The organism is Sulfobacillus harzensis, from assembly GCF_012933365.1.
GTDB classification, from domain to species: domain Bacteria; phylum Bacillota; class Sulfobacillia; order Sulfobacillales; family Sulfobacillaceae; genus Sulfobacillus_B; species Sulfobacillus_B harzensis.
In genome coordinates this window covers 1-19,416 of sequence record NZ_JABBVZ010000009.1, presented here as the reverse complement: position 1 = coordinate 19,416, position 19,416 = coordinate 1, and the positions used below count along the sequence as shown (strand labels likewise).

General features: G+C 62.6%; 19 protein-coding genes and 1 pseudogene. 18 read left to right on the top strand and 2 right to left on the bottom strand.

Annotation, left to right across the window (positions count from 1 at the left end):
• Window positions 1-23 precede the first annotated feature (23 nt).
• Entirely contained in the window at window positions 24-1,106 is a 1,083-nt protein-coding gene (locus HIJ39_RS04095) for an ATP-binding protein (protein WP_169096991.1), read from the top strand.
• A gap of 92 nt (window positions 1,107-1,198) precedes the next feature.
• Here the strand turns inward: HIJ39_RS04095 and HIJ39_RS04090 are convergent, their stop codons facing one another.
• Window positions 1,199-1,405 (bottom strand): SHOCT domain-containing protein, encoded by a 207-nt coding sequence (locus HIJ39_RS04090; protein ID WP_169096989.1) that lies wholly within the window; start codon window positions 1,403-1,405, stop codon window positions 1,199-1,201.
• A gap of 308 nt (window positions 1,406-1,713) precedes the next feature.
• Here HIJ39_RS04090 and HIJ39_RS04085 point away from each other — a divergent pair, with 308 nt between their 5' ends.
• The 11 genes and pseudogenes from HIJ39_RS04085 to HIJ39_RS04040 all read left to right on the top strand — a co-directional run bounded on the left by HIJ39_RS04085 (window position 1,714) and on the right by HIJ39_RS04040 (window position 9,941).
• Window positions 1,714-1,956, top strand: a complete 243-nt coding sequence (locus HIJ39_RS04085; RefSeq protein WP_169096987.1) for a metal-sensitive transcriptional regulator — start codon at window positions 1,714-1,716, stop codon at window positions 1,954-1,956.
• A gap of 13 nt (window positions 1,957-1,969) precedes the next feature.
• Window positions 1,970-4,402, top strand: a complete 2,433-nt coding sequence (locus HIJ39_RS04080) for a heavy metal translocating P-type ATPase (protein ID WP_243239328.1) — start codon at window positions 1,970-1,972, stop codon at window positions 4,400-4,402.
• Window positions 4,384-4,590: a heavy-metal-associated domain-containing protein gene (locus tag HIJ39_RS04075; protein WP_169096985.1), complete on the top strand. Its 207-nt coding sequence runs from the start codon at window positions 4,384-4,386 to the stop codon at window positions 4,588-4,590. Before HIJ39_RS04080 ends, HIJ39_RS04075 begins: the two co-directional genes overlap by 19 nt.
• 130 nt (window positions 4,591-4,720) lie before the next feature.
• Window positions 4,721-4,888 (top strand): annotated as a pseudogene (locus HIJ39_RS04070) (heavy-metal-associated domain-containing protein); the annotation flags it as partial.
• Window positions 4,889-5,007: 119 nt separating this feature from the next.
• Complete coding sequence (locus HIJ39_RS04065) at window positions 5,008-5,697, top strand: cytochrome c biogenesis CcdA family protein (RefSeq protein WP_169096981.1); 690 nt, start codon at window positions 5,008-5,010, stop codon at window positions 5,695-5,697.
• A gap of 17 nt (window positions 5,698-5,714) precedes the next feature.
• Complete coding sequence (locus HIJ39_RS04060) at window positions 5,715-6,905, top strand: redoxin domain-containing protein (protein WP_169096978.1); 1,191 nt, start codon at window positions 5,715-5,717, stop codon at window positions 6,903-6,905.
• 151 nt (window positions 6,906-7,056) lie between these two features.
• Complete coding sequence (locus tag HIJ39_RS04055) at window positions 7,057-7,929, top strand: DUF4396 domain-containing protein (RefSeq protein ID WP_207711460.1); 873 nt, start codon at window positions 7,057-7,059, stop codon at window positions 7,927-7,929.
• Between the two features lie 547 nt (window positions 7,930-8,476).
• Complete coding sequence (locus HIJ39_RS24540) at window positions 8,477-8,611, top strand: hypothetical protein (protein ID WP_275107253.1); 135 nt, start codon at window positions 8,477-8,479, stop codon at window positions 8,609-8,611.
• A gap of 84 nt (window positions 8,612-8,695) precedes the next feature.
• The gene (locus HIJ39_RS04050) at window positions 8,696-8,941 is read left to right on the top strand and encodes a hypothetical protein (RefSeq protein ID WP_169096976.1); all 246 of its coding nucleotides are present in this window, start codon (window positions 8,696-8,698) and stop codon (window positions 8,939-8,941) included.
• A gap of 81 nt (window positions 8,942-9,022) precedes the next feature.
• Window positions 9,023-9,478 carry a hypothetical protein gene (locus HIJ39_RS04045; RefSeq protein ID WP_169096974.1) on the top strand — a complete coding sequence of 152 codons (456 nt, stop codon included), beginning with the start codon at window positions 9,023-9,025 and terminating at the stop codon, window positions 9,476-9,478.
• Window positions 9,479-9,596: 118 nt separating this feature from the next.
• On the top strand, window positions 9,597-9,941 hold the full coding sequence (locus HIJ39_RS04040) for a hypothetical protein (RefSeq protein WP_169096972.1): 345 nt from the start codon (window positions 9,597-9,599) through the stop codon (window positions 9,939-9,941).
• A 121-nt stretch (window positions 9,942-10,062) separates the two neighbouring features.
• On the opposite strand, the gene HIJ39_RS04035 is transcribed toward HIJ39_RS04040, so the two are convergent.
• Window positions 10,063-11,070 (bottom strand): tyrosine-type recombinase/integrase, encoded by a 1,008-nt coding sequence (locus tag HIJ39_RS04035; protein ID WP_169096970.1) that lies wholly within the window; start codon window positions 11,068-11,070, stop codon window positions 10,063-10,065.
• Between the two features lie 228 nt (window positions 11,071-11,298).
• Here HIJ39_RS04035 and HIJ39_RS04030 point away from each other — a divergent pair, with 228 nt between their 5' ends.
• The 6 genes from HIJ39_RS04030 (at window position 11,299) to HIJ39_RS04005 (ending at window position 18,749) form a co-directional block, all read left to right on the top strand.
• Window positions 11,299-12,888, top strand: coding sequence for a hypothetical protein (locus HIJ39_RS04030; RefSeq protein ID WP_169096968.1), 1,590 nt, complete (start codon window positions 11,299-11,301; stop codon window positions 12,886-12,888).
• A 105-nt stretch (window positions 12,889-12,993) separates the two neighbouring features.
• A complete protein-coding gene (locus HIJ39_RS04025) occupies window positions 12,994-13,689 on the top strand; it encodes a TnsA endonuclease N-terminal domain-containing protein (protein ID WP_169096966.1) in 696 nt (231 codons plus the stop codon).
• Complete coding sequence (locus HIJ39_RS04020; protein ID WP_169096964.1) at window positions 13,676-15,595, top strand: hypothetical protein; 1,920 nt, start codon at window positions 13,676-13,678, stop codon at window positions 15,593-15,595. Before HIJ39_RS04025 ends, HIJ39_RS04020 begins: the two co-directional genes overlap by 14 nt.
• Window positions 15,596-15,616: 21 nt before the next feature.
• The gene (locus HIJ39_RS04015) at window positions 15,617-16,588 is read left to right on the top strand and encodes an AAA family ATPase (protein ID WP_169096962.1); all 972 of its coding nucleotides are present in this window, start codon (window positions 15,617-15,619) and stop codon (window positions 16,586-16,588) included.
• On the top strand, window positions 16,566-18,101 hold the full coding sequence (locus HIJ39_RS04010; protein WP_169096960.1) for a TniQ family protein: 1,536 nt from the start codon (window positions 16,566-16,568) through the stop codon (window positions 18,099-18,101). Before HIJ39_RS04015 ends, HIJ39_RS04010 begins: the two co-directional genes overlap by 23 nt.
• Before the next feature lie 363 nt (window positions 18,102-18,464).
• Complete coding sequence (locus HIJ39_RS04005; RefSeq protein ID WP_169096958.1) at window positions 18,465-18,749, top strand: hypothetical protein; 285 nt, start codon at window positions 18,465-18,467, stop codon at window positions 18,747-18,749.
• Window positions 18,750-19,416: the final 667 nt, after the last annotated feature.

Here is a 19,416-nt window from a genome sequence, read left to right as displayed (position 1 = left end):
TCGGCAGAAGGAGGGGGATGCGCGTGGGCCCTGCACGGTCGCCCCGACTCGCCGTCGGCATCTGGCTTGGCATCATGATTGCCACCATCAGCGCCGTGGGGATCGTGGTGCTCGTGGGCGGATGGTGGGCCCAACTGGCGCACGCGAGCGGTACGGCCGCGCAAGCGCGCTATTTGGTCGTCGCGACCATCACGAGTGCGGGGATCGCCGTCTTGGGCTGGTGGGCTGTTCAGCGCTTGGAGCAGGCATCGCTACGCGATGTGGCGCAACTGGTCCACTGGATTGATGACGTCGAGGAGGGGCATTGGAACGCCTTGCCGGTGCCCGATAGTACGATGTGGGGGGCGTTGGCCTATGCCCTCAACCGGATGGCCCATCGGTTAAGCACGGCCGAGGAGGCCCGGCATGAATTTTTAGCCAGCGTGGCGCATGAACTGAAGACACCGCTGGCGGTCTTGCGCGGGAATCTGGAGGGACTTGCGGCGGGGGTCTTGGTGCCCGCTCCGGAGCGATGGACGGCCCTGCATCGCGAGGTGACTCGCCTCACCCGCCTGGTGAATGATTTGCTGTGGCTCGAGCGGGCTCAGGGGCTCGCGCCTCCGTTGCAGCGCACGCCCTATGATCCGCGCGAGCAACTGGAGGCTCTCGTGTTGCGGTTTCGCCCGCTGGCGGACAGCCAAGGGCTCACACTTACGGCGACCTTGGGCGACATCCCGCGGGTGTGGGCCGATCGGGACCGGATCGAACAGGTGCTCATTAATATTCTCGATAACGCGCTTCGGCACACCCCGGCGGGTGGGACCATTCGGATCGTCCTGACCCAAGAGGACTCCCGTGTCGGGTGCTGGTGCGTGGAAGATTCGGGGCCCGGTATTGCCCCAGCGCTCCGGGAGCATGTCCGGGAGGCTTTTGTCCGAGACCCGCGCTCGCCGGGGGCCGGACTGGGATTGGCCGTGGCCGATGCCTGGCTGCGTGCCCACGGGGGGCGCTTGCAGATTGGTCCGAGTCGGTTCGGCGGTGCCCGCGTGTGCGCGTGCATTCCGGTCACGTCTTCCGCGACACCCGAACCCACCGCGTCAGCGGACCGCCCACCGTCTCGTCGTTAGGTCATCCCGTCAGTCACCATGGTCCCGCGGTTGCACAGCGAGCCGGCGACGTTCGTCGCCCCATCCGGCCAGGCAGACCAGCACGTCCCGCGCTACGACGAGGTCAGTCGGCGGCGAATCTCATCGTACTCTGCTGGGCTAATTTCCCCGCGCGCCAGGCGCAACTCCAGGATGGCCAACGGATTATCCACCCCTTGGGTGATGCGCGGGCGTTGCCGATACCAGGTCCAGATACCGAGGCCGAGTAAAATCAAGATGGCGATCCAGATGAAGTTGCTGAGCCACATCATCCACATCATGCCCCGCACCACCTCCCACGGGTATTATAAGGCTCCGTGTCCAGAATGACACGGGGATGCCACCCGCCGTGCCTGGCCCCGCCCCCAGAATGGGGATCGGTCTCGGAAAACGCCTGTCAGCGCAGCGGAAATCCATTCCTTGGAGGGCGCCCCAAGCCCCGGGGCTCTGAACCGAGCCCGTAGGGGACCCGAAGCACCGGGTGATCATGGCGCTTGCATTGCCGGGTCCGTTGGTTTATGGTACACCTAGGGAGTATGAGTAGGGGGCGATAATCCTGTATCAGTATGAGCACGATAAAGAGAACTTGATGGCGCGGCTGAAGCGCATTGAGGGCCAGGTCAAAGGGATTATGCGCATGGTGGACGACGGTCGGTATTGTCCCGACATTTTGCAGCAAGTGGCGGCCATGACCGCCGCGACCGATGAGGTCTCCCTCATCTTGCTCCGCTCCCACATCAATGGGTGCGTGCGGGACGCCATTGAGCAGCAGCAGGGTGACGAGAGCATCGAAGACCTCATCGCCGTCGTCCGGAAAGTGATTCGGCGGTAAAGGAGGGGATCAGATGGCCGAAGCAATGACAGTCAGGACACCGGCACCAAACCAGGCCGCGGAGATTCAACTGGAAATTGCCGGCATGACGTGTGCAAGTTGTGTGGCGCATGTGGAAAAAGCGTTGCAGAAGGTCCCCGGGGTCGAGACCGCCAATGTGAACCTGGCCCTAGAGAAGGCGCGGGTGAGCTTCAAGCCGACCGAGACGGGAACGGCGGACTTTGTGCTGGCGGTCTCGCAGGCGGGTTATGCCGTCCGCACGGAGAGCCGGGTGTTGGCGGTGCCGGGATTGGAAGAAGCCCCGGTGCGGGATCGCGCCGAGCGGGCCGCCCAAACGGTCGCCGGCGTGGTCCGGGCCCACAGCAACCCGGCCAAAGGCACACTGACGGTGGCGTGGATCCGCGGGGTGGGGGAGGTGGGGGCCGTCCTCGACGCCCTGCGCCAGGCCGGGTTGTCCCCGTCGCTGCTGGACGACGGCGCGGTCGTGGATGTGCGGGCGCAGGAGGCGCGCGAGGCGCAGCGGCGACTGGCGCTGTCCGTCCTCTTTACGCTCCCGCTGTGGGCCGCGATGGGGCGGATGTTTTTCGGCGTCGGTCCACTCTGGTTCACCAACCCCTGGATGCAATTCGTGTCGGCTACGGTGGTGCAGTGGGGTCCCGGGTATTCCTTTACCCGACGGGCCTGGCTCAATGTGCGGCACGGCAACGCCAACATGGATGTGCTGGTGGCGGCCGGCACGCTGGCGGCCTGGGGTGTGTCGGTCTACGGCGTCTTCGCCCACGCTCCGCTCTATTTTGACACCGCGGCCACGGTGATTACGCTGATTCTGGTGGGCAAATATCTCGAGGCGGTGGCCAAAGGAAAAACGTCCGAAGCGATTCGCCAATTGCTGGCGCTACGGCCCAAAACCACCCGGGTCGTGGGCCCCACGGGACACGTGACGGAGGTGTCAGTCGAGGCGGTGACGGTGGGACAAATCCTCGAGATTCGCCCCGGCGATCACATCCCCGTGGATGGCCAGGTGGTCCGCGGGCAGGGGCTGGTCGATGAATCCATGCTGACCGGGGAACCCGACCTGCAGACCAAGACGGCGGCCCAGACCGTCTCGGCGGGGACGGTGCATCGCGGCGATCGGGCCTTTCAGATGGCGGCGACCCGCGTCGGGCGCGATACCGTGTTGGCCCATATCGTGGATGCGGTGGAAGAGGCGCAGGCGGCGAAGGCTCCCATTCAGCAGTTTGCCGATCGCGTGGCGAATGTGTTCGTGCCCATTGTGCTCGGCATCGCCGTGGTCACGTTCGTCGGCACCGGCGTCGTCACCGGGGACTATCGGGCGGCGCTGCTGCGGGCGGTGGCCGTCTTAGTGGTGGCGTGTCCCTGCTCGTTGGGCCTCGCGACCCCGACGGCGGTGATGGTCGGCAGTGGGATTGGGGCGCGGCTGGGCGTGCTCTTCCGCAACGGCGAGGCGCTCGAGCGGGTGGCCAAAGTGGACATGGTGGCCCTCGATAAGACCGGCACGATTACGGAGGGCCATCCAGACGTCGAGCGGATTGTCCCCCACGGGACCGTTCCGGAAGCACGCGTGCTGGGAATGGCGGCCGCCTTGGAGCGGAGTTCCAGCCACCCGCTGGCCCGCGCCATTCTCCGGGCAGCGGAAGCGGCGGAACCCATGGAGATTGAGGATGTCTACATGGAGGAAGGCCAGGGCATGGTCGGATTCCTCGATGGGGAGACCGTCGTACTGGGCAATGGGAAGCTGCTGGCCGCCTATGGGGTCTCGGTGCCCGAGGCCTTGGCTACCCCGCTGGAAGCGGAAGCGCAAGCGGGACGGACGGTGGTCTGGCTGGCCCAGCACGACACGGTGCTCGGTGCCCTGGTCATCGCGGACCGGATTCGGGCCGATGCGCGGACCACGATTGCCGCATTGGCCGCGCGCGGCATCCGCACCGTCATGTTGACGGGCGACCGGCGAGCGACCGCCGAGCGGGTGGCCCACGAGGTGGGTATTGCCGACGTGCGCGCGGAGCTCTCCCCGCATGACAAGGCGGCCTTCATCGCATCGGCCGAAGCAAAGGGTCGGTCGGTGGCGATGGTCGGGGATGGGATTAATGATGCCCCGGCGCTGGCGCGGGCGTCCGTAGGCATGGCGGTGGCGAGCGGCAGCGATGTCGCCACCGAAACCGCCGAAGTCACCCTCATGCGCTCAGAAGTGGGTGCGGTGCTCCAAGCCTTGGCGGTGGGGCAAAAGACCATCGGCAAGGTGCGGCAGAACCTCTTCTGGGCGCTGTTTTACAACGTGTTGATGATTCCGCTGGCGGCGTTCGGTGTGTTGTCGCCCATGATTGCGGGCGCCGCCATGGCCTTTAGCTCGGTCACGGTGGTCACCAACTCGTTGCTCTTAAATTGGACGTTAAGGAGGATGGCATCATGGAACGCGTTACGCTGACAATCCAGGGCATGACGTGCGGTCACTGCGTGAGCACCGTCACCGACGCTCTCAAAGGGGTCGACGGGGTCAAAGTCGCCAAAGTCACGCTGGAGGACCAACACGCGGAGGTCACGTATGACCCCGCTCACGCCTCCGTCGATCAAATGAAAGAGGCGGTCAAGACGGCGGGCTACACGGTGGCCTAATCCGCCGCCACCCGCATCGCGCAAGGACGGGGCGGCACGACGCGCCTCCACGAGACTTCTGGAAGGAGCGCTATCAATGACGGAATCATGGACGCTGAACGTGCCCGAGATGACCTGAGGGGGCTGTGCATCCTCCGTGACGAGGATTCTCACACAGCAACCGGGGATTGTCGATGTACAGGCGGATTTCCACACTCACCGCGTCGCGGTCGTGGTCAACCCCGACCAGATCGACATGCCGGCCGTATTCGGGGCCCTCATGGCTGCCGGTTACCCCGGCGAGCGGATTCATACCTAAGCCCGCCACCGTCGAGGTCGCGCCACGCGCGGCCTCTGGGTATTTTTTGGGTTGGTGTCGGAGCCTACGAGCGTGATACGCTAGGATGACGGGATCATTCGACGGAAGGAGCGATGGCCATGGGGTTGGCGTTGGCCTTGTCTGCGGGCCTGGTGACGGCGTTCAACCCGTGTGGGGTGGCGATGTTGCCGGCCTTCCTCTCGATGTTGCTGACGCGCGGGGGACTCACCCCGGGCGGTTGGACCATGGGAATTCGGGCGGGGCTCGGCATGACGGTAGGTTTTGTGATCCTCTTTGGTCTGGCGGGGCTCGCGGTCGCTGGCTTGGGACAAGCCCTCTTTGTGCTGGCACCGGTCACCTCCCTCATCGTGTCCCTGAGCTTCGTGGCGATGGCCATCCAGCTCTGGCGCGGGCGCCCCATCCGGCTGCCGGGGATGGCGCGGTTGGAGCATGGGGTGCTGCAGTGGTTGCGTCCGGCCGTGCAGGGGTCCTTCTTTGTGTACGGCATCAGCTATGGCTTAGTATCGTTGACCTGCAGCCTCCCCGTCTTTCTTGCGGTCGCCGCGACCGGGTTTCACCAAAGCCTCGCCGTCGGGCTGGTCCGGTATGGGGTGTATGCGGCCGGCATGGGCCTCATTGTGACGGTGCTGGCCGTGCTCACGGTGGTTGCCCGGCGCGTGGCCGAAACGACCATTCAAACCCTCATGCCGCTGATGCCAAAACTGAGCGCTGCCGTTCTGGCGCTGGGTAGTGTGTATCTGCTCTGGTATTGGTTTGGCGGCCCGGGCCGGCATGTCGGTTTGTTGTAGCCCAAGGAGGAGATGCGATGACACGCTGGAAGTCATGGGTGATGTTGATCGGATTGCTCGGCCTGGTGGTTGGCGGCGTCTGGGGCGCGGATCGCTTGGTTACCAGCTGGCATCCGGGCGGGCCGACCGCGGCCTCCGGCACCCAGGCCATCGCCCGGGTGACCTCGGTCCAGACGGAAGTGGATTCCGGCGTGACGCTGCACAAACCCGCCCCCAACTTTACGCTGACCGACCAAGACGGCCATGTCGTGAGCCTCCGGCAGTACCGCGGCAAGGTGGTGGTCCTCAGCTTTATCGATTCCCGCTGTACGACCGTCTGTCCTTTGACGGCCGTGGTGCTACGGAATGTCCGCCACGATCTGGGTGCCTACCGCTCCGATGTACAGTTGGTGGCGGTCAATGCCAACCCGGCGGCCGCCAGTGTGGCGGACGTGCGGCAGTGGTCCGCCCAACACCACATGTTGCACCAGTGGGCCTATCTCACGGGGTCTGCGGCCGCGTTGAAGGCGGTATGGGCCCACTATTATGTGTCCAGCCAAGTGTTGAAGGGTGGCGTGGTCCAGCATGTTCCCGCGGTGTACGTCATTGGCCCCCGCGGCCACGAGCGGTGGCTGTATATCAACGCCAGTGATGATAGCGCCCCGGTCTTAACCGCCCAAGTCCATAATCTGATGGCCCACATCGCGCCGTTGCTGCCGGGCCACCCAGCACTCCGCCAGTTTCCGCAGGCCCGCCAGTTGACCTATCTAGCCGGCACCTTAGGCCCGACGGGGCACGCCCACCCGTTTTCCGCCCCGGCCATCCGGCCCGATGGCCGCGTGGCCTCCGTTCACGTCGGTCAGGGCGGAACGCCGATCCTGCTGGACTTCTTTGCCACGTGGTGCCCGGACTGCCAGGAGGAAGTCCCGGCGCTCACGGCGTACCAGCACGAGGCGGCGCGCCACCATCTCCCGCGCGTGCTGGGCGTGGACCTGCGCTTGTCGGAATCCTCCACCAAAGCGGTCCAGCACTATGTGGTCCACACCGGCTTGCCCTATCCCGTGGCGCTGGACACGACCGGCGCGATTGCGGCCGCCTACGGCGTGAGCGGGATCCCCACGGAGGTATTGGTCTCCCCCTCCGGCCACATCCTCTGGTATCACCAAGGGCTGATCGCGGAGGCCGCGTTGCGACAAGCGGTGCAGCGATATGGGACGGCGGGGGGATAACGCGGGGATCCGCGGTGCATCCTAGCTCTAAAGCCCTAGCCATGGACACGGAGCCAGCGCGGCGCCCATTTCGCCTCAGTTTCGTGTGCCCCTGTGGCGGAACAAACGGTCCACATGGCCTGATGGGGTGGTGGCAAAGGAGGCACGGAGGGTGGCATCGTCGGTCAGTTTTTGGCAAGGCGTGGTGACCGTGTGGGGGGTTCTCACGATCCTCGCCGTGGGCTATGTGGCCATCGATATCCGGCAAACCCCCGAAGACCCGGTGATGAAGTGGGGATTTGTCATTGTGACGGTCTTTACCGGGCCCTTAGGGGCCTTTCTCTATGTGTTGGGGTGTCGTGAGCCGCTGCCGGGTACCCATGAGGCCTTTGTACGCGCCGCCTGGCGTCAGGCGCTGGGATCCACAATGCATTGTGTCGCTGGGGATGGTCTGGGCATCGTCGCGGCGGCTGTCATCGCGAGCCTCGGACACTGGTCCTGGGGCTGGTCGCTTATCGCTGAATACACGACAGGATTTCTCTTCGGGTGGACCGTTTTTCAGGCCCTATTTATGAAAAGCATGGCTGGGGGATCATATACGGCGTCTTTGCGCAACACCGTGTGGCCCGAGTTTCTCTCCATGAACGGGGTCATGGCGGGCATGGCGTTTGTGATGGGGCGGGGCATGCCCCTGGTCCCGCGGGCCGACGATCCGGCGACGCCGGAATTTTGGTTTGTGATGGGGATGGCCCTCACAGCCGGTCTGCTGGTCGCCTACCCCATCAACGCGTGGCTGGTGCACCGGGGACTCAAGCACGGCATGATGACCGTCCGCCCCCGCGGGCGGCCCGTCCCGCTAGCGTCTGGACTCTTTACCAGTGGGCAAGCCTTACGCCAGGACATGGCGGCCACGCCGCATGACCGAGCGCCAGGGCGACCACATGCAGCACGCACGGTCAGCCCGCCTCGTGCGGCCGAAGTGGGGCCCATGGCCCTCCTGACATTGGGCATCCTCGCTGTGGGCATTTGGCTGGGCGTCGCATAACGAGGCCACACACCGGCGGCCTCGGAATGGACTCGCTAGTTTGTGTGGAAGGGTCTCCCATGACCCGTGTAGAACTAAACTCGACTGGTTGCTCCATAATGCATACCATGGCGGTACCGGGGCATCCTACGCGCAGGTCCTAACCACAGGGGGGTGAAGGGGATGGCTGGCGACCATTGTTGTTGTTCTGCGTGTCACAGCGGCCACTGCGAGTCGGGCTGCACGTGTTCGGATCAATGCCACTGCTCCACGTGTCACTGCAAAGGCCATTAAGGGCGAACACGGAGCCAGCGAATGGAGAGGGGAAGAGGACGCGCCCTGTCGCCAGGGAGGTCGTCAGCGGTTCTGGGTCAGCTCGTCTTGAGACAACAAGCTCCGCAATTCTCCCATCGACAAGTCGGGACCGTTGTCATTTGATCTCTTGCGACCCGCGACCAACCGCCCCACAGACTTGGGATTCGGTGGCAGCGGTGGACGAGGAGATTAACACGGCACATCACAATCCACAACGCGGGATCGGTTATCGCCCATGGCGGAGGTGATACATGTGACGGGATGGAGTGGATCCATGGCGGGCTGGGGGCTTGGCGGTATGGTCTTGATGGTGCTCGTGGGACTCGGGCTGGTCGCCGCGGTGATTTGGTTAGCCATGAAACTGGTACGACGAGTTCCACGGCCCTAACCATGCGATCCCCGCAGCGTGGCGCACATACAATCCCTCTACCGCGGATACACTGACCCAAAATAAAAAATGAGGTGCCTCCGAATGCCAAAGCAAGCAATCCGAGCGCTGTTTGGGGCGCTCGGGGTGGAAAGTGCGGGCGTGGGCGCCGACGCCGCGTGGCACGATGTCTGGCATCACACGATGCAGGGTGAGGGGCTGCTCCACCCGTGGCCACATGCACTCATGGTGGTGGGGTTTCTTTTGACGTGGGCGGCTGCGCTCAGACTCCTGTGGAGCGCCCGTCAAGCCCAGGAGGCGGGGCACGCTCCCATGCCGCGGATGCGGTAATATCGACACCCAGCATCGGGGTGATGCGGGGGCCATCTCGGAACACAGCCCACACACCGGAATCTGAGGAGGTGAGACGCCATGGTGGATCATCGCGCGGCCCATGGAAGTCTCTGGGTATCAACGGCTGCTGTTTGGATGATGGGGGCGCTCGGCGTTCAGTTTTTATTCGGGATGTACGTCAACCTCTTTGTGTCCATACCGATGCACGCGACAGCGCTCCTGAGCCCGATGGGCAGCATGGGGGGCATGATGAACATGGCAGGGACGTCACCCCTCGTCATGCTCCATGGGCTCTGGGGTCTTGGTCTGGCGGCAGGTGGGTTCATTGTCGGGATGGGGGCTCTCGCGGCTCGCCGTGCGCATCTCGTCGCGGCGGCGGGGGTCGGCTGGCTCGCCATCCTCGTAGCGGGATGGGCGGGTCTGCAATTTCTGATGGCCGGACAACATGACGCGATGTCGTATACCATGGCGGTAGGATGGTTGGTTGCCATGCTGGCGTATCTCGTCATCGCGCGCGAACAGCCGGCTCTCTAACAAGTCGTTCCGCCGCCCGTGGACCGTTCTCTGCGTGCCAACGTGGTCGCCGACGCAGTCACGTCTAAGGTGGTCAGCCCGCGCATATCTTGTGGGGAATCCTGCAAGAGGGGATGATATGGTGGCGCGATGGGCTCAGCCCCACCCAACTCTGTGGCCCGCGATGCTGGTCGCGGTGCCGATGGTGGTCTTAACCTGGTGTCTCCTGCCCAACCATGAAATCGCCTGCGTGGTGGTGGCGCTGTCCATGCCGGTGCTGGTTCCGCTGCTCATCCGCCGATCTGCTCATATAGGAGACACCGCCATGGTTTGCATGGTGGGCGGCACCGCGGGTGGGCTGCTGGGGGGTATCGTCGTACGACTCGTGTGTGCTCCGAGCGCCATGATGCCGATTATGATGGCCAGCATGGCAGGGATGGTGGGCGGCACGCTCTGTGGCTGGGGTGTGTATGGACGAGAATGACGACAGCAGTGCGTGCGCGCACCCGTTAGGTCCTCAAGATGCCTGCGCGTTGGCCGCTGGAAGCATCGTGTCAAGGTTTACAGCGGTTACACTCTCCCCGGCATTGCACTGACAGATGGCCTTATTGGAGGTTCTTGAACACGTTGATGTCTCGCATTTTTCGCTGAGCGTCGACCTGGAGGATTTGAATATAGATTTCTGTCGTCGATCCCTGCGCATGACCCAAGACTTCCTGGACCTCGCGAACGTTGAGTCCTTCACGGAACAGGGTGGTCGCGACGGTATGGCGTAAGTTCCGGGGAGTCACGGTGGGGGGGAGCCCCGCCACCGTGGCGTAGTCCCGAAACCGCCGTTGGACTAGGCGCGGGTAGATGGCACCCCCACGTGTGGATACGAACAAGGTGGGCGACGTCGACTGGCCGGGGCGCACCTGCATACAGAGCTCTAGAACTCGCACGATGCGGGTGGGCACCACGACGGTCCTGGGCTTGAAGGCCGATCCCGTTACCGCCAGTTCACCCCCGGTCCTCACAAACTGTTCGCCATCGGCCAAACTGATGCCGCAGACTTCCTCCACGCAAACGCCCGTGGTTAGCATCAGGCCGAACAGCGCCCGGTCGCGCCATTGTTGCCACGATTTGTTCCCGGGCAGCCCCGCCATAACCGCCGCCCATAAACGGGTCATGTCTGCCTCGCTGAGATAGACCGGGGCGGCTCGAAGAGCGCCCATATCGGTGCGAGCTTTCATGCCCATGTTGGTAGGGAATGGCGAACGACCGAGATAGTGTTCGGATTCCGCCCAGGCACAAAACACCCGCAGAACCACCGTCTTCCGTTGGTAGGTGCGGGCGGCATAGTGCGCACCGCGCGCCGGAAGACCTGCTGTCGGATGGGGATTGAATCGCGAGGGCTGAACGGGCAGCGGTTCGTGAACGCGGTCATGCCGCAAAAAGGCCTGAATGTGATCGTACCGCAAGTTGCCCACCTCCCAAACCACGTCGGGCGCGTTCCGCACGCACCACGTGCGAAAAACAAGCAAATCGGATCGGTAGGTCTTGACGGTCAGTCGTGCTTTGCCTCGACGCGTCAATTCGTCGACAAAGCGCTGAACCATGGTGTCGTAATCCATCTGCATCCTCCTTGTGCCGGGCTCGCGGCGTATGGGGGAAACGTCAGCCAGGACCATGCCCCATGAATCCCATTATCACCAAGTCTATCCAGCATCATCCCAGCGACCGATCGCGTCTGAGGGCATCCCTCGCTGCCACGGAGGGGACAAGTCTCGGAATAAAACGGCGCGACATCGAACACCGTAGACCCATAGTGTTGAGGATAATCACGGGTAGGGTGGGATTGATTGGACACACCCACACAGTTCCCAACTGATGGCCTGCTGGACCGCGCCACATGCTGGACAGACGCCTGGTGGCATCCCTGGGCGTCCTTGTGGTGTCTGGTGGAGCGATGGCGCCACGCCAACATGGCGGATCCCCCCGACGCCTGGCAAATCTTCGGAAACCCGCTCAAACAGGTCACGCGGATTCATCTCGCCAATTTCGTTCCCGACCGTGTGACGGCGGTCTTTCATCACCCAGTTGTCGCGGACGAGGGGGCGCTATGGCAGTGCCTCGAACGGCCTTTGGCACGAGGCCGTGCTTTGCGTCGGGCGCACTTGGCGACCTGCCCTCAGTGCCTCACCAGGGGTTTTCACAGCCCATTTCACCAGTTTGAGCTCTGGCATTACTGCCCGTTTCATCGCGTGCCTCTTGACGAGCGCTGCCCGCACTGTGGTGTCGAGCGGCCCTACGGGTTGTTCAAAAACAACAAGATACCGCCATTTGGTTGTGTGTGCGGTGCGATGGGCTACGACGAACCCATCTCGATCGCGACACACCAGCGATGGTGTGAAGTCGGCGCTCTCGTCATTCACGATCCGGCAATTCAGACCTGGACGACGTTACCTCCGGAGGGTCTCCACCGGATTCAGCAGGTCGGCGTTGCCGAAGAAGCCCTACGCACGCAATCAGAGCGAGCCTTAGCGGGACTCCTGGCCGTGGCAGCCCAGCCTCACCCAGGATCGGTCATCCCATTGGCCTGGACCGGACATACCGTGGGCCCCGCTCCCCAACGCAGGGGTCCGATCCGCCCTGGCATGCCCCGGGATGGCTCGGCCCGTGCAAACCACCCACCCGTCACCGCCCGGGAACCCTCTCCGCATCGGACGGCCCGCATCCACCAGGACCTGTACCAGACGTTCAAATGCCTGTCCCGTCGACTGCGGCGCACGCTCCTCCGCCACCACCGCCGTTGTTTGGACCGTCAGAGGCAAATGCCCTGGCACATCGCGTGTCCCTATGCCGCGGCCTATCTCGCGTGGCGGGATGAGGTCGAGGGCTGGCGGCAGATCGAGCAGATTGATCGGGTGCCGCGCAGCCAGGTCGGCGTCGGGGACTGGATTCTGCCCCTCACCGATTGGCGGACGAGCCAGTGGCTCAAGCCGATACGGGACCAAATGGAGCGGCGCGAGTGGTTGAATACGCAGGACTGGGAGGATGACCGGCAAGACGAATCGGAAGGAGAACATGTCGTCCTGTGGGCGTTGCGCAAGCAGTTCGGACTCCTGGCGGCGATGCGCTTTCGGCAGTGGCTGGCGGTCATGGCCGCGGCCGGGCACAGCCATGGCTACCTTGCCGTCAGCGCGCGGCCCGAGCCTCCGGCGCGATGGCGGTTGACCCTGGTCCTGGTGCCGGATGTAGAGGAGCGGATGCCCGCTGCGGTGTACTGGCTCGACAGCCCTCTGGCGAACGACACGGCAGGAACTTGGGGGGAGGGGGGACGCGCACGACGGAACGCGGTGGCGTGGCGGTGGTGCCGTGGGTCATGTGCTCCTCCGGACACCGCGCCTGATGCCCCACGTGACCCAAACGGATCCCAACCAGCGGGCTGATCGCCGTGACTGTTCTCGAGGTGTTTCCCTCCGATGCTAAAAGTGGAATTTCTGGCCATACTAAGCAACACGGACCAGAACCTGGTAATGAGGAGGGTCAAGATCATGGACGGCACGGCGATGCAACCTGTCAAACCCGATCTGCGCGGACGGTTTGGCAATAATCTCTGGGAAGCTTATAGCGCCCGCATCGGACGCATGGTCACCTGCTACAGCGATCTGGAATACGACCATTGGGTGTGGGTGGAGAGTGACCCCCGTGTACGGTGGCATTGTGAACAACCGCGCCGCATTCGCGTCGCGACGCCAGACGGTCCGGTGGAGTCGATCTTCGACGGGTGGATTCAGTGGCAGGATGGTGTAGAAGAGTACCGCGAAGTCAAGTATGCCCGCGATGTCGCCGACGCCCAGGACCACCCCGAGAGCCGCGTGGGCCGCCAACTGCGGGCGCAAGCCCAGTGGTGCGCCCAACACGACATCCCGTACCGCGTCATCACGGAGGAGGATCTGCATCCTCATCGTCTCCTCATCGCCAACTGGAAGCGGCTGCTGCCGTATCTGGGACCCACGATGCAGCGGGACATCACAGTCGTTCAGGAAGCCGTGTGGTCCTGCGTTCGGAGTCCCATCCCTTGGGGTGGTGTCATCGATGCGTTAACCCCCCGATTTGGGGCAGACCCCATTCGCGCGGCCTTAACCCGGCTCCTCCATCGTGGCCAATTGCAGGCGCCGTTGGATCGGGTGCCCGTCGGACCGAGCCTGATCGTGGAAAGGCGGACACCGTCCCATGCGGCGCGATGACATGATCCCGGAACTCCGCGATGTGGCGGTCTGGCCGTCCGTGAATATCGACGTGCTGGACGCGGCGGAGCTGGCTCGGTTCCGTACACGGGAGAGGGCCCTTCGCGCTTACTTAGGCGGTGCGTCCATGGCCTATTGCGCCCGAGAACACGGCGTCACGCGCCAGGAACTGTATCGACTCCTCGCGCGGTGTCTGTCCGGGCACCCCGATGGGCGGATTTGGGGATTTCGCGCGTTGCTGGCCCAGCAACGGGTGCGCGGCTATCAGCGGCGCGCGCCGGTCGCCACGAGCGGTGGACAAGGCGGGGCCGCCGGCGCGCTCTCGCAGCTGTTTACCCAGTATCCCACCATTCAGGAGCATATCGATGCCTTGTACCTCCGGCGGAAAAAACATCGGGCCGTCCACGAACCGCGTATCACCCGCCAATCCATTCATCGCCAGTTTCTGCATCTCTGCCGGGATGTCGGGATCCCCGAGACGGCCTGGCCATTTTATGCGGAAGAACAAGGTCGGCGGAGCCTCGGCGACTATTTGCGGGCGCTGGACCAGCGCCATATGGTGGAGTCGGTCCGCGCTGCGGCGGCGCGGCAACTGGGCACCGGCGATCCCAGCACGCGAGACCCGGTATTGCGCCCCTATCAGCGGGTGCAATTTGACGGCCATCGGGTGGACGCGTTCTTCACCATCGAGATGCCCTCGCCACTCGGTGGCACCGTGGAGCAGGTGTTGGAACGCTTCTGGCTTCTAGCCCTTTACGACGTGGCGACGGACAACATTTTGGGCTATGCGGTCAGCCTGTCTCCCGAGTACTCCGCTCAGGATGTCTTACGCTGCATGGAAAACGCCCTCAGACCGTGGACACCGCGGACACTGACCATCCCCAACCTCAAATATCCGGACGGCGGAGGATTGCCCTCGGGGTTGTTCCCGGAATGTGCCTGGGCGTGCTGGGATGAGCTCAGCTACGACAATGCCATGGCGAACCGGGCGCACCTGGTACGGCAACGGCTCACGGAAGGGGTGGGGTGTGCCATTATCGCCGGCCCGCCGGCCACACCAGAACGCCGCGGGGCATTGGAGCGATTCTTCGGCATCTTGGAGGAGCATGGGTTTCATCGGACCCCGAATACCGTGGGCAGTCACCCGAAGGACCCTCGTCGGCGCGATCCGGAAGCGGCGGCGGAGCGCTGGCACATCACCTACGATGAGTTCCTGCAGTTGATGGATGTCATGGTGGCCCGATGGAATAGCGCCCCCCATGAGGGGATCGGCTTTCGGACACCCTTGGAAGCGCTGCAGCACTATCTGGAACAACCCGCCAATTGGCTCCGCACAGTGCCGGTCCATGCCCGAGAGCCCGGACACCTGGCGCGGCTGACGCTAACCCGGCGCGTGTCGGGCAACCCACGGCAGGGCCGACGGCCGTATATCACCTATGAGCATGTGCGGTATCATAATCCGGTATTGTCCCGAACCCCCGGACTCATTGGCAAGACCCTAACGCTCACCGTCAATCCCGCAGACATCCGCAATATCCGCGCCGCACTCCCCGATGGCAGCGATCTGGGTATCCTGACCGCGCACGGCGTGTGGGGCCGCACACCCCACTCGTTGGAGGTGCGCCGAGCGATTTTTCGCTTACGGCGCCGCCGTGAGCTGTTTTGGAGTCAAGCCGACGACCCCATTGACGTGTATCTGACGTATCTGAGCACCAAGGGGCAAAAGCACAAACGTGCCCGGAATCGGTGGAAGAAAACGCACGAGGCCGCCGCACGGGCAGCGCCGGACGAAGCGGTAGAGGCCAGCGCCTTGTCCGAACCGGCAACAAGAAACGCAGAACCGCCCACCACCCCACCCAGCCCAATCGTCGTTCAACCCACGGGCCTGAAGGCCCTGGTGTATTAACTGGAAAGGATTATCGCTGTGATGTCATCATCAGCCGTCCCGGAGTTGCCGCCGACCGTTCCGGCAGGGCAACACCCCATCGAAACGATGCGCTACGTCCTCCCAACACCCGCCATTGCCGAACTGCACGCAGTGGTCGAGCGGTGGACCGATAACCGCGTGCCCGGCGGCGTCATTGTCGGTCGCCCCCGGCTCGGCAAGACCCGGGCGCTGAAGTATGTCACCGGATGGCTGGCCCAAGATCTGGGGGCCGTCCCCATCCTCCAGTGGCGGTGCCGCGAGTACAAAACGCCCTCCGAAGCGGTGTTTTTCGAAGACCTGCTCCGGGCCTCCGGCCATGCCTTGGTGCATTCAGGCAAGCCGGCCGCCAAACGCGATCGACTCACGCAGTGGCTCTGGGAACAGGCCCATCGGTCGGGCCAAAACCGCCTCTTGTTGTTCGCGGATGACGCGCAGCGTTTGGACCCGCGCCAGTTCAATTGGCTCATGGACGTCTATAACGACCTCGATGCAATGGGTGTCAGCTTGATTACGATTCTCGTCGGGCAAGATCAGCTCGTCAGCCAGCGGTCGGCGTTCATCGAGGCTCAGCAATACCAAATTGTGGGGCGGTTTATGGTACAAGTGCATCACTTCTATGGCGTGCGATCTCAGGAGGACATCCAAGTCTGCCTCAATGGCTATGATACGGCGACCGAGTATCCGGCGGGCACCGGGTGGTCGTTCAGCCGCTATTATTTTCCGGCGCGCTTTGACACCGGCTGGCGGCTACAGGAGGAAACCAACAAAATTTGGGACGGGTTCGCGCACATCCGCCAAGAACATGCCATTCCCCATGGTCGCGACATTCCCATGCAATATTTTACTCGCACGGTCGAGTATCTCCTGAGACGAGGGGCCGCAATCCAGGGGCCCGATCCGATGCCTGAGAGCCTCGTGCTGCAAGCGATTTACAATTCCGGGTATGTCGATGCGGAAATGCTCTGGGATTGAACCCGGGACTTGGTGGCCGGGCTACAGCATTCCGCCGCACGTGCCGTATGAATCGTTCTGGTCTTGGATCCACAAATTTGCCTATCAAAATCAAACCTCCACCGACGTCATCCGCCAGTTGTTTCGTGCACCGATGTTGGGTCACAGGGTGACGACCCGCGACCTGCGCGACCCCGCAGGATGGGACCTGAACCGGCTCCAAATCCTGTGGCAACGGCCTGCGGGCGAGGGGTTCATATTGGACTACCTTGGCGCAACTCCGCCCAGCATCTGGCGAGTGATGACATGGGATCACCTCCGCTATTGCCCAGCGTGCGCTGAATTCGGTTACCACACGCCGTTATTTCAGGTCCGGGGCATCGGGCAGTGTCCCATCCACGAGATTCAGCTGGACAAGGCGTGTCCACGTTGCCGCCAGGTCATCCCGTATCAGGCCACCCCTACTGCCTTTTGGACCCCATACGGGTGTCCAACCTGCGGTCACCCGCTTTGGCCTGCCATGACAGAAGTGGGACAACCCAACGTGGACGTGAGTCTCATCATGGATACGGTATGGCAATGGCTCCAAGAGGCCCGTTCGAAGCTGTGGGGGATAGGGGCGACACCGCTAGTACGGTGGCAATCTCAAGGCTCCGGAGCAAACGGCGGAGCGGAGGGTTTGGTGTCCTACTGGTATCAGGTGCATCCGCCCCCCGTGCTTGGCATGGTGGTGGACTGTGGTCGCACGGTGCAAGTCGTGGAGTGGGGAGGGGAAGGTGCGGCCAATTCCTATGCCATGGCTGACGGGCCGGCGGCCCGCCAACAGGCCCTGCGAACTCTATATAAAGCGTACGCGCGCCATTGGCGGCGGGAGCTTCGCCATCATCGTTCCTGCATTCGCCTCATCGTCCGACATGTACAGATTGTGCCAACCTCCGCGTGCGATTGGTATACGACCGACCGTGTTTGCCCGTGGGCCTTTGCTTATATTCTCTGGCGCATGTACTGGAACACCTTTGAGGAGCCGGGACAGATTGACCGGAAGCGCATAAAGGGGCGCCTACATCAGTTTCCTCAACGTCGAACCGTGCTTGCGGATGGGTACTGGGGCACCCAAGAGCGCTGTTCCGAACGCGAAAGTGCTAGCGCGCGGTGGTTGGCTGAACATGAGGCGACGCTGATGTTTTCCATCACACGCAGTGCGTGCGAGACTTTGGCCGCGGTGATGGAGAACGCCGGCCAAATGGTCTGGGATCCCCATCTCGTGTCTGATGGTCTTCCTGCGGTATCCATCAAGGAACACCCCTCGGGTACTGTTCGCTTTTACTGTTGGCCATCGTATGGCGACGAGCCACCTGAAACACAACGCCGCAAGGTCCATCGGCAGACCACTCAAGCCCAAGTCCTGCATATCGAGAGCGTGATGCGTGCACGCATCATGGCTCAGGTTGAGCGCCTCTCACTCACCCGCAATGGCTCTCGCGCCAGCCCCAAATCCACCCATGGCATCCTCCCATGGGGCCTGGTCGAATAGTCGCAACTGTGGTAAACTGTGTTGGTTTGATGATCTTTCGGGGACCGCTAAGTCTCCGCTGGAATGGGGCCAGGACTGGACAACTCTCCTCATAGTTCTAGTTGCAACTTTGGTATTGGGGCTGCTGCGTTGCACCAGCTACGATCTGATGATGCAAAAGGGGGAGTCGCCTGTGAAACGACCAAACCACGATAGGTGGACAAACGTGAGATTCCTGGCTGGAAGCACGTGCGAAACAGTGTGGGCTATGCTAGTGAGTGTCACAGTCGGGACCTCGATGTCCCCGAAAGACCATCATGTAAGACCTCCGCGCACCAAGCCCGAACCCTCGCCGTCGTTAGTTGCAAAGGCGGAAGTGGTCGAGTGAGTTTCGACGACAGGAAAAACTTTAGCGAGGCGATTGCCGGTATTGAAGGGCGTCTTCCGGGTTGGACGGTACGAGCGGTTGTGGCTACTCAACTCGACCCCGCTAAATTAAGTGCGAGCAACATGGGCAACAGCTCCGAATTTATCGTCTGGGGAAGTCATGACTTGCAGTTGTTGTGGGATGCCACCTCCGCACAGCAAATGACCGGGCTATTATGGGACGACCCACGGTTTCCGCCCTCCACGTTAGCAGGATTTGGGGATTCCGAGGACCCACTGTAGTGGAACATGTCGTCGCTTGGTCCTTGCGAAAACACCCTGAGCGTAAAGGCGCCGCTGGACTAGCGGAATTAATGAAGCGCCCGGTGCCCGGAATGCTACAACCCATGATGTCATTGTTTCTTGCCGTTAATCATGAGAACGGCGGCATTCGTGCATAGAATTTGCCACGGAAGCTGATTAAGTGCCGGTTCGACTGTGCGTAGTGTCATCAACTTTACTTCCCAAATCCAGGGTGCTGTCAACAACATTACTTCCAATTTTGCGTCCGATGCGGCCGCAGGTGTCAACAACTTTACTTCCCAAACGAGAAGTGTCAGCAGGTTTACTTCCCAAGTGTCAACAACTTTAGTTCCCTGTTGTCCGGGGAAGTAAACTTGCTGACACATCAACCTCCCGCAAAACCGCGCTCCGAAACCATCCCAACTCAAGGTGTCAACAACTTTAGTTCCGAAGCCTGGAAGTAAAGTTACTGACAGTCCGCCCAGCGGAACTAAAGTTATTGACATGACGGTCTGTACTTACAGTACAGGCATGACAAGAGCCAAAAAGAAGGGGAGGCTTCATGCACTAACGGGCCGGATAGCGACCCGGCAGAATTTTCTGTGAAATAGACAGTAGAGTGAAACACCGAGTCGGCGCGCATTGCTCCCCAAAGCTGGGACGCGGG